This is a genomic window from Vicingus serpentipes, assembly GCF_007993035.1.
In the GTDB taxonomy this organism is placed as follows: domain Bacteria; phylum Bacteroidota; class Bacteroidia; order Flavobacteriales_E; family Vicingaceae; genus Vicingus; species Vicingus serpentipes.
Map to the genome: position 1 here is coordinate 134,187 of NZ_VOOS01000005.1, position 25,409 is coordinate 159,595.

General features: G+C 32.9%; 16 protein-coding genes and 1 tRNA gene. 8 read left to right on the forward strand and 9 right to left on the reverse strand.

Annotated features, from left to right (window positions below):
* Positions 1–15 precede the first annotated feature (15 nt).
* From FRY74_RS11000 to FRY74_RS11010, 3 genes are all read right to left on the reverse strand, one after another.
* Positions 16–2,904, reverse strand: a complete 2,889-nt coding sequence (locus FRY74_RS11000) for a T9SS type B sorting domain-containing protein (RefSeq protein ID WP_147101542.1) — start codon at positions 2,902–2,904, stop codon at positions 16–18.
* 13 nt (positions 2,905–2,917) lie between these two features.
* Positions 2,918–3,319: a hypothetical protein gene (locus FRY74_RS11005; RefSeq protein ID WP_147101545.1), complete on the reverse strand. Its 402-nt coding sequence runs from the start codon at positions 3,317–3,319 to the stop codon at positions 2,918–2,920.
* 194 nt (positions 3,320–3,513) lie between these two features.
* A tRNA-Gln gene (locus tag FRY74_RS11010) sits at positions 3,514–3,584 on the reverse strand.
* Between the two features lie 151 nt (positions 3,585–3,735).
* On the opposite strand from FRY74_RS11010, the gene FRY74_RS11015 reads away from it, so the two are divergent.
* Genes FRY74_RS11015 through FRY74_RS11025 form a run of 3 tightly spaced genes read left to right on the forward strand, consistent with a single transcriptional unit; the run spans position 3,736 to position 8,606 of the window.
* On the forward strand, positions 3,736–6,801 hold the full coding sequence (locus FRY74_RS11015; RefSeq protein WP_147101548.1) for a glycosyltransferase family 117 protein: 3,066 nt from the start codon (positions 3,736–3,738) through the stop codon (positions 6,799–6,801).
* Complete coding sequence (locus FRY74_RS11020) at positions 6,801–7,556, forward strand: FkbM family methyltransferase (protein WP_147101551.1); 756 nt, start codon at positions 6,801–6,803, stop codon at positions 7,554–7,556. Before FRY74_RS11015 ends, FRY74_RS11020 begins: the two co-directional genes overlap by 1 nt.
* Positions 7,557–7,568: 12 nt before the next feature.
* Positions 7,569–8,606, forward strand: coding sequence for a Gfo/Idh/MocA family protein (locus tag FRY74_RS11025; protein ID WP_147101554.1), 1,038 nt, complete (start codon positions 7,569–7,571; stop codon positions 8,604–8,606).
* A 7-nt stretch (positions 8,607–8,613) separates the two neighbouring features.
* Here FRY74_RS11025 and FRY74_RS11030 read toward each other — a convergent pair whose 3' ends face one another.
* From FRY74_RS11030 to leuS, 4 genes are all read right to left on the reverse strand, one after another.
* Complete coding sequence (locus FRY74_RS11030; protein WP_147101557.1) at positions 8,614–8,826, reverse strand: (4Fe-4S)-binding protein; 213 nt, start codon at positions 8,824–8,826, stop codon at positions 8,614–8,616.
* 8 nt (positions 8,827–8,834) lie between these two features.
* Positions 8,835–9,455 carry a hypothetical protein gene (locus FRY74_RS11035; RefSeq protein WP_147101560.1) on the reverse strand — a complete coding sequence of 207 codons (621 nt, stop codon included), beginning with the start codon at positions 9,453–9,455 and terminating at the stop codon, positions 8,835–8,837.
* 95 nt (positions 9,456–9,550) lie between these two features.
* Positions 9,551–14,803 (reverse strand): Ig-like domain-containing protein, encoded by a 5,253-nt coding sequence (locus tag FRY74_RS11040; RefSeq protein ID WP_170228016.1) that lies wholly within the window; start codon positions 14,801–14,803, stop codon positions 9,551–9,553.
* A gap of 105 nt (positions 14,804–14,908) precedes the next feature.
* A complete protein-coding gene (gene leuS, locus FRY74_RS11045; protein ID WP_147101565.1) occupies positions 14,909–17,710 on the reverse strand; it encodes a leucine--tRNA ligase in 2,802 nt (933 codons plus the stop codon).
* A 133-nt stretch (positions 17,711–17,843) separates the two neighbouring features.
* On the opposite strand from leuS, the gene FRY74_RS11050 reads away from it, so the two are divergent.
* Genes FRY74_RS11050 through FRY74_RS11070 form a run of 5 tightly spaced genes read left to right on the forward strand, consistent with a single transcriptional unit; the run spans position 17,844 to position 22,176 of the window.
* Complete coding sequence (locus FRY74_RS11050; protein ID WP_147101567.1) at positions 17,844–18,716, forward strand: cell division protein FtsX; 873 nt, start codon at positions 17,844–17,846, stop codon at positions 18,714–18,716.
* Positions 18,717–18,726: 10 nt separating this feature from the next.
* Entirely contained in the window at positions 18,727–18,963 is a 237-nt protein-coding gene (locus FRY74_RS11055) for a DUF3098 domain-containing protein (protein WP_147101570.1), read from the forward strand.
* Positions 18,964–18,978: 15 nt separating this feature from the next.
* Positions 18,979–19,770 carry an undecaprenyl-diphosphate phosphatase gene (locus tag FRY74_RS11060; RefSeq protein WP_147101571.1) on the forward strand — a complete coding sequence of 264 codons (792 nt, stop codon included), beginning with the start codon at positions 18,979–18,981 and terminating at the stop codon, positions 19,768–19,770.
* Complete coding sequence (gene truB / locus FRY74_RS11065) at positions 19,770–20,561, forward strand: tRNA pseudouridine(55) synthase TruB (RefSeq protein WP_147101574.1); 792 nt, start codon at positions 19,770–19,772, stop codon at positions 20,559–20,561. The genes FRY74_RS11060 and truB overlap by 1 nt, the downstream gene beginning before the upstream one ends.
* Before the next feature lie 43 nt (positions 20,562–20,604).
* The gene (locus FRY74_RS11070; protein WP_147101578.1) at positions 20,605–22,176 is read left to right on the forward strand and encodes a transporter substrate-binding domain-containing protein; all 1,572 of its coding nucleotides are present in this window, start codon (positions 20,605–20,607) and stop codon (positions 22,174–22,176) included.
* A 10-nt stretch (positions 22,177–22,186) separates the two neighbouring features.
* On the opposite strand, the gene FRY74_RS11075 is transcribed toward FRY74_RS11070, so the two are convergent.
* Together FRY74_RS11075 and FRY74_RS11080 are read right to left on the reverse strand one after the other, a co-directional pair.
* A complete protein-coding gene (locus FRY74_RS11075) occupies positions 22,187–23,968 on the reverse strand; it encodes a toxin-antitoxin system YwqK family antitoxin (protein ID WP_147101581.1) in 1,782 nt (593 codons plus the stop codon).
* 112 nt (positions 23,969–24,080) lie between these two features.
* On the reverse strand, positions 24,081–25,406 hold the full coding sequence (locus tag FRY74_RS11080; protein ID WP_170228017.1) for a choice-of-anchor B family protein: 1,326 nt from the start codon (positions 25,404–25,406) through the stop codon (positions 24,081–24,083).
* Between the last annotated feature and the right edge of the window lie 3 nt (positions 25,407–25,409).

Here is a 25,409-nt window from a genome sequence, read left to right on the forward strand (position 1 = left end):
AATCGGGGCTTTTTTTTATTTTAACAAAGTAAAAGTTCCTTTTATAAGCTTAGCATCTACACTTGCGCCGTCTGGCACCAACACATAAAAATATGTTCCGTCAGATTGGTCACTTCCATCCCAATCATTTTTATAATTATCCGTCTCATAAATTTTATTTCCCCATCTATTAAAAATAACTAACGATGATTCTGGATAATAATTTAGGTTAGGAAATACTAAGAAATCATTAAAGCCATCCCCATTTGGAGTAATAACGTTAACTCCTGAAAGTGTACAATCATTTAATGTCACCATTGCTGAATCTTCAACACTATTACACAACCCTGTTATTTCAACATAATAAATACCAGAATCTTGAACTGTAATAGAAGGAGCGGTTGAACCAGTACTCCACAAAAATGAAGCTTCTGCTACAGACGTTGATACATCAAAGGTTTCTTCGCTACCAAAACAAAAAGTCAAATCTACTAGATTAGATACTACGTATTGAGGGAAATAAACTTCAAACGTACTATCCTTTGCACATTGGTTATCAGTAAATGTAAATTCATACAATCCTTTTTTGTCAACTTCAACCAAAGGATTTTCAACTGATTCACTAGTTGTAAAAGTAACTGTTCCAGGACCACTATAGGTCCATTGACCACCATCATAAGAAGATGTTCCTACAAACTGAAATTGATTTACACAAGAAGTGTCACTTAAAGGAACAGAAGGTGTTTGTACAACATTTAGTAAAAATGAATTAGCAATAGCACATTGATTATCAGTATAAGTTAATGTATAAAGTCCTTCTGAATCGACCATTACTTGTGGATTTGAAGTTGTGTCATTTGGTAAAAAAGTAGCTGTACCTGGTCCATTATAAGTCCATTGACCACCATCATAAGAAGATGTTCCTGCAACTTGATAATCTTGAATACATATTGTTGTATCTGATTGAATTACTGGACTAGGAGCAAATATAATATCAAAACTATCTGTCAAACTACACTGATCATCCGTATAATACAAAGTATAACTTCCTTCAGCAGTAACATTAACAAGAGGATTTAAATTTGTATTATTTGGAGAAAAATTAACTGTTCCTGGTCCAGAACCTGTCCAAAAACCTTGGTTTAAATAAGATGAAGTACCCGTAATTTGAAATTGATTATTACATGCTGTAGTATCTGTTCTTAATTCTGGTGTTGGTAATACATATACTGAAACAGTAGTATCGTAATCACAACCATAATTATCTGTAACTGCATAAGTATAATTGTAAATTCCTGTAGTAGGAGGTTGAACTACAATTGCAGTATCATTTTCTCCAGAAATTATTGATGGATCACTTAACCATCCTTCATCAACAATTGAAGTTGTATAAGTTTCATTGTTTGGATTAATAGTTGGATCAAAAAGAATTCCCCATTCAAAAATGAAACCATCATCAGTTCCAATATTATCCCTTACAGTAATATACCAATTTCCATTTAACGGACACCCTGCAAAATCTAAAAATGAATCTTCTGGTAAATAAATACCATTAGGATTCATTGCATTTCCATTAACAGGGTTTGTAACATTTACAAAATTATTATTACCAAATTCTGTTGGAAAATCTCCCCAAGTATTATAAGTAGATGACCAACAATATTCCATACCAACCCCAGGTGTTCCAATATTGGCATCAAATGCGTTACCTAAAAAAGTTCCTCCACCATTAAAACCTCCAGGTATAATGCCCGGAGAATAACTATTAAAAATACTAATTGCAGTTCCATTTGGACAAGTTAATGTCATTTCTAAATCTCCTAAATAAGAATGCTCCATATTTAAACATAACTGCTCTAAATCAGAAACACTAGTTAACGTTTGTCCAGGCAAAAACCCGCTTATATTAATAGTATCTGTATAATTAATACCACTACCATCAGGCAAATAAACTAATCCAGCAAAAGTACCTCCTAACTGAAAATTAGCTTCAGAAGGATCAACTCCTACAGTATCAGTAGCAGTAACACCTCCAATAATAACAGTAGTATCACCAAAACAAATAGAATCTCTATTATTAATTATTCCTGAAAAACTTGGAATTGTAGATACTCTAACCTTAGATATTATACTCTGAGATTGAGGGAATTGATCTGTAATTTTCAATGTTGCCAAATAACCACTTCTAGCTGGAGGTGTAAACCAGACACTATCTCCTAAAGCTGTAGTCCCATCACTAAAACTCCATTTATAAGTTACATTAGAACTATTTTGAGAATAGCCTAAACCAGTATTTTCTAATGAATAGGGAAATTGATCTCCTGCAACAAATAAAATTGAATCACCAAAACAAACATCAACATATCCTGTATCACTTGGGTTTAATGCATTTGCACCTGCACCATTAACAAAAGCTTCCATATGAGGTGTAAATGGTTGTGGCAATTGAATACAAGATAAATTTGCATCCCAACCTGTCCCTGTAACTGCTAAATCAGATTTAAATCTAAAAGTTAAACATCCAGTAGCGTTATTTTCAAATGATGCTATATAATTAAACCCTAATGGGTCAGTACTAGAATTATGCTTTCCTAAAAGAGGTGCATTAACTCCAATTCCATCATAAACAAAAATTGTATCTGAAGCGTCAACATCAAAAAGTAAACCTGCACTAATTCCAAAGGAAGCAGATAATTTTGTAGTACTTCCTGCATAATCTGGACAAACTACAATCGTATCATTTTCATTATCAGAATAATTTGCTGAATTATTTCCTGTGTCAAAAAAATTAGCTATCGGTCCAGAATTTGCGTTACAATCAAGGGGATTTAATAAATCTAAATCAGAATCACTAATTAAAATAGTTGATTGAGAATATAGAGTAACTGATAATATGTATAAGATTCCTAAGAATAAATTTTTCATAAATTAAATTTTACTATTTTCTTAATTCTTTTAAAATATGATCTTTAGATTTTACGACTAACATTTGATCAGTACCTTCGATTGCGAAATATTGATAATCATCTTGAATTATTTCTAAGTTTAATTCAAAGAAGTTTATATTGCTAGCATCTTTTATAGTTATTGAACCAATTCTAGTTTGCCCTTCAGACATTTTCTCCATTGGAATTGGGTTTAAATAAAATGCATTTTTAGCGCAATATTTTAAATATTCATATTCTTCAAAATCTTGAACTTTAATATTGTCAATTTCTTCCTGAGAATATTTCAATAACAAATCTTTATCAGAATCATTACTCTGAGAAAAAGCAGTTGAAGAGAAAATAAAAAAACCTAGAATTAAAAAGCTTTTCATCATATTCATATAATTGTTCATTTCAAAAAATAAAATTTTAAACTACAAATGGTGTTTAAGTTACACAAACTTAACGATTATAAAGAAAAAAGGTAGCTTTTTTAATGAAATTTATAGGATAGCACAAATAAAGGTAAGAGTCCAATCATTAATATTTATAAAAACAAAAAAAGCCCTTAACAAATTGATTGTTAAGGGCTTTAATTTTTTACTTGTTGTCCTACTAGGATTCGAACCTAGAATGACGGTACCAAAAACCGGAGTGTTACCATTACACCATAGGACAATAAGGTCGGCAAATTTATGAAAAATTTATTTTTCTGCAACTTTTTTTATTTTTGTTTTTATAAAAAACACATTTTAACATTGATTAACTTCCTTTAACAATTTATCTTTCAGAAATTCATAAATTCGCTTCCTATAAAAATTTACAAAAAATGGAGTACAAAAAATTAAATAATATATTAGGCTGGTTAGTTTGGGCAATTGCTACAACTGTTTATTTAATGACAATTGAGCCAACTGCTAGTTTTTGGGATTGTGGTGAATTTATCGCAACGGCTTACAACTTAGAAGTAGGTCATCCTCCAGGAGCTCCATTATTTATGCTTTTGGGTAAGATTTTCACAATGTTTGGATCTGCAGAAAAAGCTGCTTATGCTATAAACATTATGTCAGCTCTAAGTAGTTCATTTACTATCTTATTTTTATTTTGGACTATTACAGCAATGGTTAAAAAATTAGCCATGAAAACTGGAGAAATAACTAAAGGAAAGGAATTTGCAATTTTAGGAAGTGCGTTAGTTGGTTCATTAGCTTATACTTTTTCAGACTCATTTTGGTTTTCAGCTACAGAAGCAGAAGTTTATGCTATGTCGTCTTTATTTACAGCTGTTGTATTCTGGGCAATCTTAAAATGGGATGCTGTTTCAAGTGAAAAACACAGTACAAGATGGATGGTTTTAATTGCTTATTTAATGGGATTATCTATTGGAGTTCACCTTCTGAACTTATTAGCTATTCCTGCTATGGTTTTCTTGTTTTATTTTAAAACAAGAGAATTAAACGTAAAAACATTTTTTACAGCTACTGGCTTTTCATTATTAATACTTGGTATTGTTCAATTTGGCATTATTCCGGGAACTTATAAATTAGGTTCTATGTTTGAGATTCTTTTTGTTAATTCATTTGGAATGCCATTTCATTCAGGGTTATTATTTTACTTACTCTTATTAGCTGGATTGGTTTCTTATGGATTATACTATACTCAGAAAAACAAAAAAGTAATCTGGAATACTGTCATATTATGTTTTACTGTTATCTTAATTGGATATTCAACTTTCGCAGTAATCATGTTACGTTCTGCTGCTAATCCTCCGATGGATGAAAATAATCCAGAAAATGCATTTAGTTTGCTTTCATACTTAAATCGTGAACAATATGGTTCTGCTCCATTTTTAACTGGGCAATCATTCAACACACCTCTTGATGCTCAAGAACCATATAAAGAAGGCAAAGCTGTTTATTACCAAAACAAAGAAACTGGTAAATATGAACAAACTAATAAAGGCGAGAAAAACGAACCAAATTATGATAGTAAAGCTTCTGGCTTTTTACCTCGTATGTGGAGTTCTCAAGGTCACCATATTGATGGTTACAAACAATGGAGTAATTTTAAAGGAAAAAATGTAAGAGCTTCAAATGGTGAGACAGTTAAAATTCCAACCTTTGGAGAAAATTTAGCTTTCTTATTTAATTACCAATGGGGACACCTATATTGGAGATATTTCATGTGGAATTTTGTTGGAAGACAAAACGACATTCAAAGTCAGGGAGAAATTATTAATGGTAACTGGATTAGTGGTATTGATGCTATTGACTCCGCAAGATTAGGAGATCAAAGTAAAGTGCCTTCTTCAACAAAAAATAATCCAGGAAGAAATACATATTTCTTTTTACCACTTATTATCGGGCTAATTGGATTAGTTTATCAATTTAGTAAAGATCCTAAAGATTGGTTAGTACTTGGATTACTATTCTTTTTCACAGGAATGGCAATTAACTTTTACACCAATCCTCCTCCATTTCAACCTAGAGAAAGAGATTACGCATACGTAGGTTCTTTCTATGTATTTACTATATGGATTTCAATTGGTATTTATGCTTTATATGAAATACTAAGCAAAAAAGTTCCTCAAAAAGTTAGTGCAATTGCTGTTACTCTTGTTGGATTATTAGCTGCACCTGTTTTAATGGGTTCTCAAAACTGGGATGATCATAATCGTTCTGGAAGATATACAGCAAGAGATTTTGCTAAGAACTATTTAAATTCTTGTGCTCCAAATGCAATTTTATTTACTAATGGAGACAATGATACTTTCCCTTTATGGTATGTACAAGAAGTTGAGGGTTACAGGACTGACGTTAGAGTTGTTAACTTGAGCTTATTGAATACCGATTGGTATATCGAGCAAATGAGAAGAAAAGCTTGGGATGCAGATGGAATTCCTCAACGTATTCCTGACTATAAAATCAGACAAGGTACAAATGATTATGTTCCTGTTTATGATAGAGGAATTAAAGGTCATATAGATATTGATGAAGCGATTGATTTTGTTATTGATGACAGCCCTAAATCTAAAGTTGGTGTAAATACTGGAAAACAAGTAGATTACTTGCCAACTAAAAACTTTAGTATTTCAGTTGACAAAGAAACTGTTTTAGCAAATGGAACTGTTACAGCTGAATATGCAGATCGAATTTTAGACAAAGTTGAATGGACAGTTGATAAGAATTACATCATGAAAAATGATTTAATCATCTTAGATATATTAGCAGCAAATGATTGGAAAAGACCAATTTATTTTGCAATTACTACTGGTAATGCAAGCTATATTGGCTTAACTCCATTTTTCCAATTGGAAGGATTGGCTTATCGTTTAGTTCCATACAGAGCTAATAATTTTGATGGCCAAACTGGAGAAGTTCATACAGCAATTATGCAAGAAAACTTGATGGAGAAATTCGTTTGGGGTGGAATGGAAAACGGAGACATCTATCTGGATGAAAATAACAGAAGAATGTGTATGAATTTTAGAAACAATTTTTCTCGTTTAGCTGATGATTATATAAGAAGAGGCGAAAATGATAAAGCTATTGCTGCTTTAGATTATTGTATAAAAGTAATGCCTGAAAATTTAGTAGCCTTCAATTTCTTTATGATACCAGTTGCTGAATCTTATTACAAATTAAAAGAATATGAAAAAGGTAATGCAGTTGTAAGAAGCTTAGTAAACACTTATCATGAAGATTTAAAATTCTATTTAACTCTTAGAGGAGAGCAAAGAAAATCGATTCAAAGTGAAATGGATAGAGCTAGATACATTTTACAGCAATTGATTATGTTAACAAACGATAAGTATAAAGATTCTGGTTTAGCTGAAGAAATGCAAGATCGTTTTATTGAAATAAACAGTTTAATCTTAACCGAAGGAAGCATATAATGAGAAAAATACTGAGATCAATAATAAGAGGGTTAGGATTGTACGCATTTTCAATTAAGTTAGAAAACAAAATTGTAACTGCTCTTCAAAAAAATAAACAGAAAGAACTATATAGTCAGTTTGTTAAACCAAACAGCTTATGTTTTGATGTTGGAGCGAATGTGGGTAATAGAACCGCTATTTTCTTAGAATTAGGAGCTAAAGTAGTTATGGTTGAGCCTCAAAAAGAATGTTATCAAGCTTTAAAAAAACGTTTCCCTAATTTACCTTTAATTAAAAAGGGGCTCGGCGAAAAAGAGAGTACTGAAAAATTATATGTTTCTGATGTTTCTTTGATTTCTTCGTTTTCTAAAAGTCATGTTGACCAAATGCAAGAAGACCGTTTTAAAGGTGCTAATTGGGATAAGACGGTTGATATTGAAATGACAACTTTAGACAACTTGATTAAAGAACATGGCGTTCCTGATTTTTGTAAAATAGATGTAGAAGGATATGAGTATGATGTTTTAAAAGGATTGTCTCAGCCCCTAAAATCTTTATCGATTGAATACATTGTACCAGAAAACAAAGAAGTTGTTTTAAATTGCATCCAACACCTTAACAAGCTAGGTAATATTGAGTGTAATTTATCACATGGTGAAACAATGAGTTTTCATTTAGCTAAATGGAAAAACGGACAAGAAATGATAGACTATGTTCAAAGTCAAGACTTTATAGATACATCTTACGGTGATATTTACATTAAATTTGTGTAACTTCCAGTTTGAATGAATGGAATAATAGAACGATATAAAAAGATTAGAAAAAAAGGAATGCTCGAGAAGAAATTCAAAGGCAAATATGCTTTTGTAGGAATCGGTAATCATTCTATTAATAATCTATATCCTGTTCTTAATTACTTAAATGTAGATTTAAAATATATTGTTGTAAGAAGTGAAGACACCAAACAACTTGTTGAGAATAATTTCAATAATGTTATTGCTACAAGTAACTTAGGCGAAGTCTTAAAAGACAATGAAATTAAAGGAGTTTTTGTTTCTGCTCATCCATCAGCACACTTTAGTTTGGCTAAACAAATTTTAGCAGCTAACAAAAACTTATTTATTGAAAAACCACCATGTTCATCACAAAATGAACTAAACGAATTAATTGCTGCAGAAAAAACATCATCTGCTACAGCTTTAACTGGTTTACAAAGAAGATATGCTCCTTTATTTAACATTCTTGCTAAAAAAGTAACTAATGCTAGTTATTATACATTAAAATATAAAACTGGAGGTTATCCAGAAGGAGATGAACTACTTGATTTATTTATTCATCCCTTAGATGCGCTTTTTTATTTATTTGGAGATGGTAGCGTAGAAAACATAAAAGTGGTAAAAGGTAAAGGGACAATTGTTTACTTAGCTCAAGTTCAACATCAAAATGGAATTTGTGGCACTATAGAATTTTCTACTTCTCATTCATGGACAGAAGCTCAAGATATTTTAACCGTTACTACTCCAAAAGGTGAGTACATTACAGATAATACTTCTAAGCTAGTTTTTAATAGCTCTCCAACTGTAATGATGAATATTCCTTTAGAAAAAGTAAAAGGATTTACTCCACAATCTACTACTTTATACCAACAAAATAGTTTTTTACCCGTAAAGGAGCATAATCAATTATATTCTGCTGGATACTTTAATGAATTAGAAAGCTTTTTACAAATTTGTGAAAGTGGCAATTCATCCAACAATTCTGAATTTAAAGCATTAATTCCTACTTTTAAAGCTATTGAAGCTTTAAGAAAAGCAAAAGCTTAGCTTTTTTTTATTTCTCGATATAACTTAATGCTCCTGAAGGGCATGTTGCTATTTGTTTTTTCAATTCATCAGTGGTAGCATTTTCAATTTTTAACCAAGGTCGTTCTTTCGGGTTGTATACTCTTGGTAATTGTTTTACACATTTTGCTGAATGAGAACAAATTTCTGGATTCCAAACTATTGTGATATTATCATTTGAATAGTGAATTGTTTTGCTCATTCCGTTTCTTAATTTAAATTAGTAAACCTAACATCTGTAAAAGAACCATTTTCAATTATTAGATAACCTGTTCCATACTCAGGTTCTTCCCATAAAACTCCTTCATAAACTCCACTAAAAGTTTTATCTGTAAAATTGATATCGGTGATTTTTACAAATCCTGAAGAACCACTATCGGTTATATAACTACTAGTAACTCCTCCAACATTATTCTTGTAATATGAGATAATAGCATAGGGAGCAGAACCTACTTGGTCAGCAAAAGCATATTCTTGATTTAACGTGATTTCATCCATCTGTAAGTTCCAAACATTAATTTCAATTTTTGCAAACCCAACTGTCAATCCATTATGAATTGAATCTTTAGAAGAGCTTGACTCAATATACTTATTGGTTGGTTCATTATGGTTTTGTCCATAAGATCCATCTTCAGTAGTATGCTCAATTAAAACTCCATCTCTTTCATATGAGAAATTTACTGTTGCTGTTGTGCCTCCTCCATTTCCGCCTCCAGTTGGAGGTAAAGTTGTTGGTGTTGTAGCAACTGGACTGGGGCTACTACTATCTTTAGAACATCCTATAAAAATAATTAACACTAAAAAAACAACTATTCTCACATTCATATTCATATCTAATTATTAATTAATAAGTTACAAACATAAAAAAAAATATATAAATAAAAAAGCCCCACATTTCTGTGAGGCTTTTTTTATATTAATTAAACTTATTGTTTAATAACCTTATAAGTTTTACTCGTGTTATTTTCTTTAACAACCAAGAAGTAAATTCCTTTACTCTCATTTGTTAAATCAACTTCTATGTTGTTTGCCGTAACATTATTTGCTTGCTCAACTATTCGCCCTTCAAGTGTTGTTATGGTATAACTAACAGCTTGGCTTGTATTCGCTAAGCTAATTGTAAACAATCCATTTGTTGGGTTAGGGTAAATTGAAACGACATTAGTTGCTGCTTCTTTTATTCCTACTCCTGTTATGTTTTCACAAGCTGATGTATCTACACAACTACCAACTGTAATTTCAACAGCATAATTACCATTTACTGTTGCCGTAAATGTTTGTCCTATTTCTGTTGGTATAATTGCATTTCCATTGTCACAATCTAACCATTGGTAACTTGCTCCAGTTTGATTAGCTGATAATGTTGGAGATGTATTAGTTACACTAATATCAATAGTAGATACTGTTACATTAAATGAACATACCGCAGTATTTCCACTTCCATCTGTGCTAGTGTATTCAATAGTAGTTACACCTGTTGGGAAAACCATTCCACTCGCTAATCCCGTAGCATCAGTTTGAGCAACCGTTTGAGAACAGTTGTCAGCTCCTGCTGGAGCAGTAAAGTTTACAACATCTCCTACACATGCAATAATATCTGAAGGGCATGAAATAGTTGGGGCAATAGTATCCATTACAGTAACTACTGAAACACAAGTATCAATATTACCGTTTCCATCGGTTACTGTTAACGTAACATTATTTGGACCTAAATCACTACATGTAAAGGTTGTTAAACTTGCTCCAAATGTTATCCCTGAACAATTATCAGTTGATCCACCATCTAAATCAGAGGCAACTATAGTTGCATTACCAGAACCATCTATATAAGCATTGATGTTTTGACATACTGCTGTTGGTGCTTCTAAATCCTCAATTGTTACTTGTTGATCACATGTACTACTATTTCCGTTTACATCCGTTGCAGTCCATGTTACAGTTGTTGTTCCAACTGGCAATACAGATGGAGCATCATTATAAATTGTATCTATTGCACAGTTATCAGCTGCTGAAGCCGCTCCAATACCATAAGACACTGTTACTTTAGCATAAGATTGTGGCGCCCAACTTGGGTCTGGATTTTCATCTAGAACTATACAATTTATTGTTGGGATAATTGTTAATGTATTTGAACCTCCAACAGCATATCCTGAAGGGTCTAAATTATAATTTACAACTTGATTAGAACACATTCCATCTGTACTAACGTAATCATTATTAGGGATGCTATTAAATGTTGTAGATGAAATTCCCCCTACATCATAATAGCTTTGATAAAATTCAACTTGAACATTTGAAGGGTTTATTGTTTCAAGACTGTTCCATGAGATTGAAAGTTCAACACTATCACAACTATAAGCATCGTTTCCTGTTCCATTACAATCTGGGCCATTAACACCATCTGAACTAATATCTGCCAATGAAATATAATAAACATTCTCAAATGAAGTACTTACATCAAAACCACAAGTTCCATTGTCTGCAGCTAAAGTAATATCTGTAGGACAAGTAATCATTGGAGCAATAGTATCTATTACTACAACTTGTTGCATACATGTATTACTATTCCCATTTGCATCCATTGCAGTCCATGTTACATTTGTTGTACCAACTGGCAAAATTGATGGAGCATCATTATATACAGTATCAACAGTACAATTATCAGTTACAACAGGCATAGTTAAAACACTTCCTCCACCATAAACAACGGTAACTTTTGCATAACTGTTTGGATCCCATGATAAATCTGGATTCTCATCCAAAACAATACAGTCAGTTGAAGGAGATATCGTTAAAGTATTTGAACCCCCTACTATATAACCTGTTGGATTTAAAGAATAGTTGATAATATTATTTACACAACTAAAATCAGCAGTTATATAGTCATTATTTGGCGTACCATTAAATGTTGTTGGCGAGTTAGCTCCTTCATTATAATAACTTTGATAAAACTCTATATCAACACTTAAAGGAGAAGCTGTTTCTAAACTTGTCCAAGTAAATGTCATATCTGAGCCACAACTGTAAACATCTAATGATGGGTTACAACCAGGACCTCCAGTACCATCAAAAGTCATTTGAGATAGTGGAATATAATATACATTTACAAATGAACTTGCTACTCCACAACCTCCTGCTCCTGCATATAAGGTATCAGTATCTGCACAAGTTATTGTAGGTGGTGTTACATCCATAGAACAACAGAAATTTTCTACTCCAGGACTAGCTTTTACTTCAAAAGAATTAATGATTACTCCTGTACCTGCAACACTTGCATTCCAGTTAACTCCATCGTTATTATCTGAATTTACATCACATAAAACAATAGAAGAACCTCCGCCGTCTGGCTCCCCAGCAGCTACTCCTGAAGGCCATGGTGAAGCGTCATCATAATTTACTGAATCCACTAAATTTCCTAATGCATCTTTTAGGGTAACGAACTCGCCCCCATTAGATAATCCTCCAGTAAACACTCCATCAGGTATAAATCCAAATACATTATTAAAAGCTACTGAATTTATAGCTACAACATAAAACTCTCCAGGATTTAAAGTTACACTTGGGAAAGTATAATTTCCTCCTACCAAACTATAGTTAGTTAAATCTACTGCTGCAACATCATTGTTATAAATTTCAATGAATTCTGTAGTATCTGTACCCGCTTCTGGACCATTGTACATTATTTCTGAAATAACCAAATTAGCTAATGTGTTAACAGTAATGACTGTTGATCCTTGTATTCCAGAGCCATCGTTTGATGTCGCAAATACAGTAACCGTTCCAGGACTCCCTCCTGTTAACATTCCTGTTGATGGATTAATCGTTGCTGTCCCTGTCCCATTTGTTACTGACCATGTCACGCTTCCATCAGTAGCATTTGCAGGTAATACTGTAGCTAACATTTGTAAACTACTACCCGATAGAACATTCGTTGCTCCTCCTTGCCCTTGTACTCCCATTGATGTTACTAAAACTGGGTCAACTGTAATGACTGTGGATCCTTGTATTCCAGAGCCATCGTTTGATGTCGCAAATACAGTAACCGTTCCAGGACTCCCTCCTGTTAACATTCCTGTTGATGGATTAATCGTTGCTGTCCCTGTCCCATTTGTTACTGACCAAGTTACGCTTCCATCAGTAGCATTTGCAGGTAATACTGTAGCTAACATTTGTAAACTACTACCCGATAGAACATTCGATGCTCCTCCTTGCCCTTGTACTCCCATTGATGTTACTAAAACTGGGTCAACTGTAATGACTGTGGATCCTTGTATTCCAGAGCCATCGTTTGATGTCGCAAATACAGTAACCGTTCCAGGACTCCCTCCTGTTAACATTCCTGTTGATGGATTAATCGTTGCTGTCCCTGTCCCATTTGTTACTGACCAAGTTACGCTTCCATCAGTAGCATTTGCAGGTAATACTGTAGCTAACATTTGTAAACTACTACCCGATAGAACATTCGATGCTCCTCCTTGCCCTTGTACTCCCATTGATGTTACTAAAACTGGGTCAACTGTAATGACTGTGGATCCTTGTATTCCAGAGCCATCGTTTGATGTCGCAAATACAGTAACCGTTCCAGGACTCCCTCCTGTTAACATTCCTGTTGATGGATTAATCGTTGCTGTCCCTGTCCCATTTGTTACTGACCAAGTTACGCTTCCATCAGTAGCATTTGCAGGTAATACTGTAGCTAACATTTGTAAACTACTACCCGATAGAACATTCGTTGCTCCTCCTTGCCCTTGTACTGCTATTGATGTTACTAAAACTGGAGGAATTAGACAAGTAACACTTGGTGAAAAAACTCCAGGTGAAATATCATAAGGAGTAGCATCATTACCTGACCAATTTGTATAATCATTTATTGCAGCTCTCAATGCTGTTGATGTTCCAGTTAAAGTTCCTGTATATTTTGAATTGTCTAACCCAGAATTAGTTGTTGAAGGGTTTGGATATAATGAAACACAGTTTACTCCATTTGTTAACCCAGAAGGCAATACCGAATATCCTGATGCATTATTATCGGTATTATTCCATGAAGTAGAAGCATTATAATTGGTATTATCACTACTAGAGGTAATTGCTGTGATAAAAGTCGGATTCATATCTCCAGCCGATGAGGCTTGATACATCAATATCTGATCACCATTGTTAAATTGTAAATAATTAGTAGATGGAAGTCCGGAATAAGGACCGGTAATCGTACCTGTTGATGACGCCAATGTATTTAAAGTTGCTGTCATGTAAACATGAACCACAGTACCACAGCCTGCCCCTCCGGCAGGAGCCGTCCAGGAATAATGTCCTCCTCCGTTCGAAGCAGCCCATGAACTACCACCCCATCCATCAGCTGTAAAGTATACAACTTCTCCTTCTGGTATATCGCTTAGGGTAATAAAAGTAAAATCATCTTTAACACTTGCTGAAAAATTATCAGAATTAATTCCAATAATTGCAATATCACCTGCAGCAAGAGTTCTTGTTTTATTACAACTAAATCCTTCTAAAGACCATTGAGGCGAATTTACTAATGTTCCATTTTGAGAACCATCTGTAGTTGCTATATCTGAAGTTGTAGTACCAGAACCTTCTTCAAAATCGTACATTACTATCAAATTTGCTTCTGCAGCAGAAATACATGTTTGATAGTTGTCAGAAATTTCTGTTGGTGTTCTAACATCATTCCATATTCTAAAATTATCAATAGAACAATTTGCATTTTCTGAAAAATTGTTCTGATTCGCACCTAAATACCATGCAGATGCATTCAATGGAGATCCTGTACATCCTGTAGCCCACACTTGTGTTCCATCAATATACAACAAAATTTGAGTGCCTTGTTTTACCCAAGCCATATGGTACCACGTGTTAAAAATTAAACTTGTAGAAGTATTTGTCCAGCTTGGTAAGAAGTCCGCTGAATAAATTCTGATATTATTACCACTTAGAGGATCTACAGCAATAGACATTCCATTATTAAATGTGCTTAAAAATCTTTGATAATTTGATCCTGTACCAGAACCTTCGATTCTGACATCAAATTCGATAGTAAAATCATTTAGTGATACAATAGGGTCTGTTTGAACCCAATTGTTTCCATTAAAATCAACTGCTTTTTGAGCATTAATTGTAAATGCAAATAAAGACAAAAGAATAAAAAGTAATTTCTTCATAACAAGTATTTTTTGCATAGATAAAACAATTTTTTCGGTTTCGAAAATTTGAAATAGAAAAAAAGCCTCACATTTCTGTGAGGCTTTTTTTGAATTTTTATATAATTAAACAACAAAATTCACAATCTTGTTAGGCACCACAATTACCTTTTTAGGGGTTTTTCCATCTAAGTATTTAGCCGTTTGTGCATTTGCCATTACTGCTGCTTCAACATCGTTTTTACTCATGTTGGCTGGCAACTCTAACATAAAACGCATTTTACCATTAAACGATACGGGGTATTTATGATTGCTTTCTACCAAGTATTCCTCGTTATGTTTTGGGAAAACGGCCGTTGAAATACTTTCTGTATTGCCCAATTTAGCCCACAATTCTTCTGCAATGTGAGGTGCATAAGGCGAAAGTATAATACACAAATCGCTAATTATTGCTCGTTTGTTACACTTTAAGGCAGTTAATTCATTTACACAAATCATAAAAGTAGAAACTGGTGTGTTAAACGAAAAACGCTCTATATCTTCTTTTACTTTTTTAATGGTTTTATGTAAGCTTTTCAATTCTTCTTTTGTTGGTTCTTCATCACTAATGTTAAAACCATTATCATCGTGAACCAAACGCCATAGTTTTTTTAAGAAACCATTTACACCAGTAATTCCTTGTGTATCCCAAGGTTTTGCTTGTTCTAATGGACCCAAAAACATTTCGTAACAACGTAAAGTATCAGCACCATATTTTTCTACTAAGTCATCTGGCGTTTGAACATTGTATTTCGATTTCGACATTTTATCGACCTCTCTTCCAACAATAAAATCTCCGTTATCTTCTGTTATAAATTCAGCGTTTTTATATTCTTCTCTCCAGCTTCTAAATTTGTCTAAATCTAATTTATCTCCTTCTAAAAAGTTGATATCAGTATGGACATAAGTTGTACTTAACCCTTCTTTTTTACCTTTTGATAAAAATTTTCCAGACTCTTTATCTTTATACACCAAAGCCGAATTTCCTTGAATCATTCCTTGGTTTATCATTTTTTGGAAAGGTTCTTCAAATGGGATATAACCTAAATCGTATAGAAATTTTGTCCAAAAACGCGAATACAACAAGTGCCCTGTTGCATGTTCTGCTCCACCAATGTATAAATCCACATTTTTCCAATAATCTACTTTTTCTTTGGCAACAAACTCATTATCATTTGTTGGGTCCATGTAACGTAAAAAGTACCAGCTACTTCCTGCCCAACCTGGCATAGTGTTGTATTCCATTCTGTCGCCTGGGCAAGTTACATTCCAAGCATCTTTTGTTGCTCTTGCCAAAGGTGGTTCTCCATCTTCGGTTGGCAAATATTTATCTACTTCGGGCAACTCAACTACCTCATCATTATCCAACAAATAAGGCACATCTCCTTTATAATAAACCGGAAATGGTTCTCCCCAATAACGCTGACGAGAAAAAACTGCGTTTCTTAATTTGTATTGGGTTTTTCCTTTTCCAAATCCTCTTTGTTCAATTTCGTAAATTGCCAATTTAGTGGCTTTTTTTACGGGTAAATCATTTAAAAAATCAGAGCTAGCAATCACCGCATCTTTCTCAGCATAAGCTGCTTCGCTAATGTCTTTATCTTTAAAAATGTTTTTAATTTCAATATTAAAATGTTTAGCAAAATCCCAATCACGTTGATCTCCACATGGCACTGCCATTACTGCTCCTGTTCCGTAGCCTGCCAACACATAATCGCCAATCCAAACTTGTACTTTATCTCCTGTAAAAGGATGAACAGCATAAGCCCCTGTAAATTCACCAGAAATGGTTTTTACATCACTCATTCTGTCTCTTTCCGATTTTAATGAAGCAGCTTTTTGATAAGCTTCTATCTTTTCTTTTTGCTCCGGAGTTGTAATTTTCGCTACCAATTCGTGCTCTGGTGCCAAAACCATAAACGAAACTCCAAAAATGGTATCAGGTCGAGTGGTAAAAACTTCTATTTTTTCATCATGCTCATCCACATCAAAATGTACTGCAGCTCCTTGGCTTTTTCCAATCCAGTTTCGTTGAATATCTTTAATAGAATCTGTCCAATCTAAGCCTTCTAAACCAGAAAGTAAACGCTCTGCGTAAGCAGTAATTCGCATACTCCATTGGCGCATTAATTTTTGCTCAACAGGATGTCCTCCTCTTTCTGAAACACCATCTTTAATTTCATCGTTTGCTAAAACAGTTCCAAGAGCTGGGCACCAGTTTACCCATGTGTCAGACAAATAAGCAATACGGTAATTCAATAATAGTTGCTGTTGTTCTTCTTCGCTCCAACTGTTCCAATCTGCTGCAGAAAACACCTCAACATCATCAGCAACAGCATTTACATTACCATTTCCTTCAGTTTTGAATTTCTCAATTAATGTTTCTATTTTCTCTGCTTTATCGGCATCTTTATTATACCAAGAGTTGAACAATTGCTTAAAAATCCATTGTGTCCATTTGTAATAATTAGGATCCGAAGTTCTTACTTCTCTGTCCCAATCAAACGAAAATCCAATTTTATCCAATTGATTTCTATATCCGGGAATTACATTTCCATCCTTGTCTGTTCCTCCTTCAATATTTGTTTTTGTAGTAATTGCTGGATGCTGTCCAGTTTGTATCGCATACTGTTCGGCAGGCAAACCAAACGAATCGTATCCCATTGGATGCAACACATTAAAACCACACAATCTTTTGTAACGAGCATAAACATCTGAAGCAATATAACCTAGTGGATGACCAACGTGCAACCCTGCTCCCGAAGGGTAAGGAAACATGTCTAACACATAAAATTTAGGTTTTACACTATTGTCTTCTGCTGCAAAAGTTTTGTTTTCTGCCCAATACTTTTGCCAGTTCTTTTCTATCTCGTTATATTGATATTGCATCGTTAATAAGTCTTAAAATAAGCAGCGAAATTAACAATATTTAAGAGTAATTTTGAACAATTAAATTGCTAATCAGTCAGTTTAGTGTTAGTTTAGCACTCTATTGGCAACATCAAAATAGGATTAAAAATTAATGGCAAGTAACGACAAACATACAGCGCGAAGGTTGAGAACAAACTACTTAACTACCATTATCAGTATTTCTTTGGTTTTATTTATGTTGGGAATTTTGGGGCTAATTATTTTAAATGCTCAACAAATTTCTAATCATGTAAAAGAAAATATTGGCTTCTCAATTATTTTAAAAGATGGAATAAAAGATGTTGATATCAATCAAATTCAAAAATCGTTAGATGCTGAATCGTTTGTAAAAACAACTCATTATATTCATCCCGATACGGCTGCGGCTCAATTACAAAAAGAATTAGGTGAAGATTTTATCGACTTTTTAGGTTTTAATCCGCTTTTACCGTCTATTGATGTGAAATTGAATGCTGATTATGCAAATACGGATAGCCTAACTGTAATTGAAGCCTCATTATTACAAAATGCAAAAATTAAAGAAGTGTTTTACCAAAAAGATTTAGTGAGTTTAATTAACGAAAACGTAAAGAAAATTAGTTTTTACCTACTTGGTTTTAGTGGCTTACTTTTAATTATAGCAGTAGCTTTAATCAACAACACCATTCGTTTATCCATTTATTCTAAACGATTTGTAATTAAAACCATGCAATTGGTTGGAGCTAAACATTCATTTATTCGCCGCCCATTTGTATTGGCAGGTATTGGCAATGGAATTGCAAGTGCGTTTTTAGCCATTGGTTTAATTGTTACTTTTTTATATTATTTACAAAAACAAATGCCCGAATTAATCGACTTTAAAAACATTGAACTTTATGGAGCTTTATTTTTAGTGATGGTTATTTTAGGAATAATATTATCATGGATTTCTACTAACTTAGCCGTACGTAAGTATCTAAGAATGGACTCAGGAAATTTATATTAAAACAAAAATTATGAGCGACGAATCAAATAAAGATTTTGCTTTTGGCAAAGAAAACTACATACTAGTTGCAGCTGGAACAGTTTTAGCAATTTTAGGCTACATCTTAATGTCTGGTGGTGGTTCTGACGACCCTGCAGTATTTAGCGAAGAGCTTTTTAGTTTTAGAAGAATGTATATTTCTCCAATTATGATTATTGTCGGTTTAGCAATAGTTGGTTGGGGAATCATGAAAAAAGTTAAAGACTAATTTCACTTTCCTTCTATGTCGATTTTTGAAGCTATTATTTTAGGAATAATACAAGGCCTAACTGAATTTTTACCTGTAAGTAGTAGTGGCCATTTAGAATTAGCCAAAGTAATTTTAGGCGATAATTCCCTTCCAGAAGAAAGCATGCTAATGACCGTTGTTTTGCATGGAGCAACTGCATTAAGCACTATCGTTGTTTTTAGAAAAGATATTGTTGAGATAGTGAAAGGACTTTTTCAATTTAAAAACAATGAAGAGTTTAAGTTTTCTTCAAACATTGTTCTTTCTATGATTCCTGCAGCTATTGTGGGAGTTTTATTTAATGACGAAATTGAAGCCTTTTTTGGAGGTAAAGTTTTATTAGTTGGCTCTATGCTTATTCTTACTGCTATCCTTTTAATATTTGCCGATAAAGCAAAAAATACAGACAAAAAAGTAGGTGCTATTCAAGCAATTATTATTGGTATTTCTCAAGCAATTGCTATTCTTCCCGGAATATCACGCTCAGGGGCAACTATTTCAACCACCGTTTTATTAGGGATTGACAGAGAAAAAGCAGCACGCTTTTCTTTTTTAATGGTTGTTCCTCTTATTTTAGGTAAAATGGCAAAAGACATTTTAGATGGAGCTTTTGAAACGATTGGTGGATCAATGGTAAATTATGGTGTAGGATTTATTGCCGCATTCGTAACCGGAATTCTAGCCTGCACTTGGATGATTAAATTGGTTAAGAAAAGTAAGCTAAAATACTTTGCTTTTTATTGCTTTATTGTAGGTGCTATAGCTATTGTTTATTCTCTTGTTTAATGTCAAATCAGGCAGAAAAATTTCAACAAGGTCAAATCATTCTTATTGACAAACCATATACTTGGACTTCTTTTGATGTTGTTGGAAAAGTAAGATACCTCCTAAAAAAAGAACTAGGTTTAAAAAAACTAAAAGTTGGTCATGCTGGAACTTTAGATCCATTAGCAACTGGATTATTGGTTATTTGTACTGGAAAATTCACCAAAACAATAGACGAAATTCAAGCTCAACAAAAAGAGTACACCGGTATTATCACTTTAGGCGCAACTACTGCTTCTTACGATTTAGAAAAAGAAACTGATATCGATTATCCAACAGAACACATTAGTGAAGAACAAATTAAAACTATAGCTCAATCATTTATTGGAGAACAACTACAAGAAGCACCAATGCACTCAGCTAAAAAGATAGATGGGAAACGTGCTTACGAATATGCTCGCGCAGGAGAAGAAGTTGTCATTAAATCAAATACCATAAACATTTATGATTTTGATGTTCCTGCCATTTCTCAATCATTAGAAGAGATAAAAGACAAACTAACTCAAATTGACATTCGGTTAAATCCAAAAATTAATGTGGCTCAACCTTATGAAAATGGTTTACATGTTAAGTTTAAAATAGGTTGCAGCAAAGGAACTTACATAAGAGCAATCGCTCGAGATTTTGGAACTCACTTAAACTCTGGTGGCCATTTAAGTGAATTACGCCGCACAAAAATTGGTGACTTTGACGTGAAAAATGCTACACTCCCAACAGAAGGTGAGCTTATAAAGCTAATTCATTCTATTTAGAAAATAATTTTTGACAACAATTTGGTATTCACTAAATTGCACTATGTTTTTATCCTTTCATAAAAAAATACAATCTTCGAATAAAATCTGTATTTTATCTTTTGTCTGTTTATTTTTATGGTCTCCCTTATTTTCTCAAGGTATCACCTTCACTGATCAAGAACAAGAATGGATTAAAAACCATCCAATAATTGAGTTTGGATATGAACCAAGCTGGCCACCATACGAAATTTATGAAAATGGAGAATATTCAGGAATAATTGGTGACTATGTAAGGATTCTTGAAAGAGAAATAGGCATTGAAATAAAACCTATTCCTAACATTACATGGGACGAAACAGTTAAAGGGTTAAAGAATGGCTCAATTGATTTTACGATTTGTGCCGGAATTACAGATGAACGTAAAGAATACTTAAATTTCACTAAGCCATACATTTCTTCACCAATGGTTATTGTCACTAGAAAAAATGATGGGTTTGTTAGTGGATTAAATGATTTACAGGGAAAAACTATTGCATTACCTATTAATTACTATACGGGAGAATTAATCAGTAAAGATTACCCTAAAATAAAAATCAATTTTAAAAATAGTATTGAAGAGTCTATCCGTTCAGTTAGTATTGGTGAATCAGAAGCATTTGTGGGGAATCTAGTTGTCGCAAGCTACTACATTGAAAATTTAGGTTATTCCAACTTAAAAATTGCCGCACCAACAGACTATGAAAAAACTCATATTGGATTAGCTGCTCGAAAGGATTGGCCTGAATTGATTAGTATTTGTCAAAAAGTATTTGACAATATATCGATAAAAGAAAAAAATGAAATCATTGAAAAATGGATTTCTGTTCGTTATGAATATGGTATAAATCCCTACAAAATAAAATCTTATATTATTTACGCTTTAACGTTTATTTGCCTTTTATTTATTTTAATTCTACTTTGGAATAAATCACTAAAAAAGGAAATTGAAAAACGAAAAGAAATTGAAAAGCAACTTGAAATAACCTTGGCAGATGCGAATAAAAAAAGTGATGAACGTAAAATACTTTTACAAGAAATTCATCACCGAGTTAAAAATAACCTTCAAGTAATTATAAGCTTATTACGCCTTCAAAAAAGTGAGTTAGAAGAACCTCTTTCTGAAAAATTAAACGAAACCATTGCTCGTATTAGTTCAATTGCTTTAGTTCATGAAAAGGTATACAATACTGAAAATTTAGCAAATATTAATTTGAAAGAATATATTGAAAGTTTAGCTAATGACATTATTACTTCTTTCTCATATCAAAAAAAACCTACTTTAACTATTAATTCTTCGATAGAAAATTTTGATTTAAAACCATTAGTGCCTTTAGCTTTAATTCTAAATGAGTTAATTACAAATTCGTTAAAACACGGTTTAAAAAACCCCTCAAACGGAGTAATTGAAATAAACATATCAAATAAGGGGAGTCAATTAAACATGACTTACCATGACAATGGTATTTGGATTGACAATAATAGAAAATCTAATTTTGGACTATCACTAATAGAGACTTTTACTGAACAGTTAGACGGAAACTTTTCTAAAACAACTGACAATGGAACTACTTATACTTTTGAATTTAATTTGTAATTAATACAGTCTATTCTTCTTTTACTTTTACACCCTCTTTAAAGTAAACTGTTTTTTTCACTTTTCCAGCTTGCTTCTCATAATAAACCCATTTACCATCTGGTTGGTAGTTCTTATAATTTTTTTCAGCTTCTAAAGTTCCTATTGCATACCACTGTGTTACTTTTCCTTCTTGATGACCATCTACAAATGTTTGTTCATACATCTTGTTTCCATTATCATAATAGTAAGTCCATTTACCATCTTGTACATTATCTAAATAAGCTCCCTCGTCTTTTGGCTTTCCATTCTCGTACCACGAAAATTGAGGCCCATCCAACACTGATATTTCTCTAGTTTTTGTAAACTCTGCATATTTCTTATCTCCCTCTCTTAAATAACTTTTCACTTCTTCTTCTTTTACAAAATAGGTTTCCATTAACTCCTGCTGCCCGTTTTCATACCAATGTTCCCAAGTACCATTTTTCAATCCATTTTTATACTCTCCCTTATAGTCTTGCTGCCCATTTTCAAACCATCCTTCCCATGCTCCATTCATTAAACCTGCAGTAAAAAAACCAACATCTTTTTTTGCTCCACTATCAAACCAAGATTCCCATTGCCCTTCTTCTTTTCCATTTTTAAAATTACCGTGCATTACTAAAACCTTGTTTTCGCTCCAATAACTCCATTCTCCATCTTTTACATTATTGGTATAATTTCCTTTCTTCCATACATTATTATTTGGATACCAATATGTCCATTCCCCATTTTTCTTATCTTCTTTGTAAGTTCCCTCATATTCTTTTTCTCCAGAAGTATGGTTGTAAAACGACCATAAACCATCTCTTATCCCACTTTTAAAATTCCCTACAATATCTTTATTTCCATTTTCCAACCAATAAATCCATTCATTATCTTTTTCTCCAGCTAAATAATAACCTTCAACACTTATTTTACCGGATTCAAACCACTCTTTATAAGTCCCTTCTTCTTTTCCATTCTTATAAGTTACTTCTTTTAGTTTTTCCCCATTCGCATACCAATAAGTCCATAACTTATCTTTGCTGCCATCTTTTGCAATACCTTCCAAGCGTTTATTTCCATTGTCGTAATAATAAACCCATTTTCCATTCATTAATCCATTTTCATAATCCCCCTCTGATACTTTGTTATGATTATTATCGTATTCTATCCACAACCCCGTTCTTTTTCCATTTAAATAATTCCCTTTTAATTGCTCTCTTCCTTCTTCGTCAAGCTCAACAAATTTTCCATTCCCATTTTTTACCAATTGGTTTCCTTTTTCATTCCAATAACTAACTAAACTTACTTCATAATTTTCAAATTTTCGAATAGCTTTTTTTTGTTCATTTGGATACCATGTTGTCCAATCGCCTATTCTTTTGTCCTTTTCAAAATAACCTTCTTCTTTCTTCTTTCCATCTTCATAATAAAAAGTCCACAAACTATCGTTAAATCCATTCTTGTTATACCCTATCATTTCTAGCTGACCAGAGCTATACCACATTTTGCAAACACCTTCTTTTTTTGCTGCTATAAATGTTCCTTCTTCTTGTTTATTCCCTTGCTCATCATAATTAACATAAGCACCATTAAAAACCCCATCTTTATAAGTTACTTCTTGTTGAATGATGCCGTCTTTATTCCAAAAAGTCCATTTTCCTTGCTCTAACGCGTCTTTTACAACACCTTCTGCTTTTTTATTTCCATTAGTCCAATTGTAGGTATGAAGCTGAGCAAATAAACTCCCATTAACAAAAAGTATAAGCGCAAGAATTAAGTTTTTCATAATTAGAGTGTTTATTGAAGTAAACTATTTTTTAACAAAAATATTATGATTACGCATTCGTTCTACACGAATCGTTTAATAGTGTTAACATTAAAATGTGAAAGAAGATTGATTATTGTAAAATAACTTTTTGTATTAAAGTCTCATTATCAGAAGAAATTTTAACCATATAAATCCCTTTTGGCAAATTGTTTAAATCAATTTTTAAGCGACTATCTCTAACTAGTTGACTAAATACGTTTCTTCCCTGACAATCAATAATATTAATCTGATGAGTTTCTTGATCGGCAAATTTCACATGCAAGATACCGTTTGTAGGATTTGGATAAATTAAAATGTTATTATCATTAGTCAATTCTTCCTGCGAAGTAACAATACCTGAAACATCAAAAACGTATAGTCCATTTTGCATATCGCTTACTAAAACCTTCCCATCTTTCAAAAAAGGATAAACTCCCCAAGCGCCTTCATATTTAGTTGGACTAACTGGTTGTGTTGATGTGTCATAATTTCCCACTTCAACAACATTATCTGGATCAGAAATATCATAAATATAAAATCCATCAAAATATTGAGCTGAGTATAAAAAATTACCTTTTATGATTTGATTATGTGGAATAGAGTTTGGGTCAGTCATCGTCATAAATGTTCCGCGAATAGATAAATTATTGATATCAGAAACATCTAAAACTTTCATTTGCTTGCCATGGGTTTCATCTGCAAAAATATAAGTATTACCGTCTTCACTCAACCAACCTGAGTGATTGTAACCTTTTTGAGGGTATACAGAAAGTGTATTTAATGGTTGCGGATTAGGAACAGAAGCATCATATATAAAGAGCCCATCTGGACCACCATTTACATATGCAGTATCATCTCTAACGTATATATCATGCGCATGAGAAGGTAAATCTATTGTTGTAAAATAAGTTGGATTAGTTGGATTAGTTAAAGAATATACCGCTATATCTCCTTTACATACATAAAGTTTAGCATGTAATGAGTCAATAAAAATATTATGTGACCGAACAAACAATTGGTCTGAATCATATACTAAACTCACAGAATCTGGTAAATAACTTAAATCGACAATTTGCAATGAACTTGCTCCTTCATCACAAACCATGTATAAATATCCATTATAATCATGAAAATCACGATGGATAATTTGTCCCCCTTGAATTTTACCTGGAATAAAATCAACTGGTGTAATATTATTTTTATCTGTAACATCAAAGAAATGTGTTCCCATTGTACTTCCAATTACACCGTATTCTCTTCCATCTTGCTCAAAACCCCACACTTCATTATAAGTGTTGTTATGTGCGCTTGAAGGAGGAAGACTAGTATCCTCCCAGTGGTAAAGCAAATCAACTTGTTGAGCAGTTAAACTCATTGAAAATAATATTGTTAGTAAATAAAAAATTGCTTTTTGCATCAT

What these genes read in the sequence shown, in the direction of transcription:
- FRY74_RS11050 (WP_147101567.1), top strand. Translation starts at nt 17,844, where the DNA reads ATGGCAAGTAACGACAAACATACAGCGCGAAGGTTGAGAACAAACTAC.
- FRY74_RS11040 (WP_170228016.1), bottom strand. Translation starts at nt 14,803, where the DNA reads ATGAAGAAATTACTTTTTATTCTTTTGTCTTTATTTGCATTTACAATT.
- FRY74_RS11000 (WP_147101542.1), bottom strand. Translation starts at nt 2,904, where the DNA reads ATGAAAAATTTATTCTTAGGAATCTTATACATATTATCAGTTACTCTA.
- FRY74_RS11020 (WP_147101551.1), top strand. Translation starts at nt 6,801, where the DNA reads ATGAGAAAAATACTGAGATCAATAATAAGAGGGTTAGGATTGTACGCA.
- FRY74_RS11055 (WP_147101570.1), top strand. Translation starts at nt 18,727, where the DNA reads ATGAGCGACGAATCAAATAAAGATTTTGCTTTTGGCAAAGAAAACTAC.
- FRY74_RS11025 (WP_147101554.1), top strand. Translation starts at nt 7,569, where the DNA reads ATGAATGGAATAATAGAACGATATAAAAAGATTAGAAAAAAAGGAATG.
- FRY74_RS11080 (WP_170228017.1), bottom strand. Translation starts at nt 25,406, where the DNA reads ATGCAAAAAGCAATTTTTTATTTACTAACAATATTATTTTCAATGAGT.
- leuS (WP_147101565.1), bottom strand. Translation starts at nt 17,710, where the DNA reads ATGCAATATCAATATAACGAGATAGAAAAGAACTGGCAAAAGTATTGG.
- FRY74_RS11070 (WP_147101578.1), top strand. Translation starts at nt 20,605, where the DNA reads ATGTTTTTATCCTTTCATAAAAAAATACAATCTTCGAATAAAATCTGT.
- FRY74_RS11015 (WP_147101548.1), top strand. Translation starts at nt 3,736, where the DNA reads ATGGAGTACAAAAAATTAAATAATATATTAGGCTGGTTAGTTTGGGCA.
- FRY74_RS11075 (WP_147101581.1), bottom strand. Translation starts at nt 23,968, where the DNA reads ATGAAAAACTTAATTCTTGCGCTTATACTTTTTGTTAATGGGAGTTTA.
- FRY74_RS11035 (WP_147101560.1), bottom strand. Translation starts at nt 9,455, where the DNA reads ATGAATATGAATGTGAGAATAGTTGTTTTTTTAGTGTTAATTATTTTT.
- truB (WP_147101574.1), top strand. Translation starts at nt 19,770, where the DNA reads ATGTCAAATCAGGCAGAAAAATTTCAACAAGGTCAAATCATTCTTATT.
- FRY74_RS11030 (WP_147101557.1), bottom strand. Translation starts at nt 8,826, where the DNA reads ATGAGCAAAACAATTCACTATTCAAATGATAATATCACAATAGTTTGG.
- FRY74_RS11005 (WP_147101545.1), bottom strand. Translation starts at nt 3,319, where the DNA reads ATGAACAATTATATGAATATGATGAAAAGCTTTTTAATTCTAGGTTTT.
- FRY74_RS11060 (WP_147101571.1), top strand. Translation starts at nt 18,979, where the DNA reads ATGTCGATTTTTGAAGCTATTATTTTAGGAATAATACAAGGCCTAACT.